This window comes from Niveispirillum fermenti (assembly GCF_048066175.1).
GTDB lineage: Bacteria > Pseudomonadota > Alphaproteobacteria > Azospirillales > Azospirillaceae > Niveispirillum > Niveispirillum fermenti.
Genome location: NZ_JBLTXA010000118.1, coordinates 1 through 704, shown reverse-complemented (window position 1 = coordinate 704; position 704 = coordinate 1). Strand labels below are relative to the sequence as shown.

At 45.5% G+C, this 704-nt stretch carries 1 protein-coding gene; it reads right to left on the bottom strand.

From position 1 onward, the window contains the following. A partial coding sequence (locus tag ACM9LZ_RS25945) for an RNA-guided endonuclease InsQ/TnpB family protein (protein WP_416622390.1) occupies window positions 1-651 on the bottom strand: 651 nt, incomplete at its 3' end. Window positions 652-704: the final 53 nt, after the last annotated feature.

Below are 704 nucleotides of genomic sequence, written 5' to 3'. Positions count from 1 at the left end.
TTGCTTGCGGCGCAGATTGTGGCTGGCGTTGATGAGGGGGCGCGGATTGGCAATTTTATAGCCATCAGATTTGATGGCAAAATGCGTCAGCCCCATATCCAGCCCCGTTACGTTTGATATCAGTGCCGGCTTCTCTGGTGCTTCCATTCCGTCGTCACAGAGTAGCGAGGCGTAGTATTTACCGGTTGTGCTGCGGCTCAGTGTGATACTTTTCAGCGTTCCCGTAATTTCACGATGTAAACGCGCTTCAATCGGTGCGATTTTCGGGATTTTTATCGCGCCATCAATGACTTTGATTCCGACACAATGATAGCTAGATTGTTTCCCGTGCTTACTTTTAAACGTGGGAAAACGGGCTTTCAATTTCGGATTGAAAAAGTTGGAGAAAGCCACGTCAAGGTTAATCACCGCCTGCTGCAACGCAATAGAATCATATTCTTTAAGCCATCCATATCTGTGGGATTTTTTCGCCACTGCAAGCAGTGGCTTGAGGTCTTTACGCGGGTTTAAATTTACGCCGTGCCGCTGGTAAACGTGTTTCTTGATATGCAGAGCTTTGTTGTACGCGAAACGAACCGCACCAAACTGAGCATTGAGATATTCAGTCTGTTCTGGTGTCGGGTAGATGCGTACTTTTGTTGCTCTTAACATAATCAGCGCTCATTGATATAATGTTTTTATTTTAACATGTTAGGTGAATATAT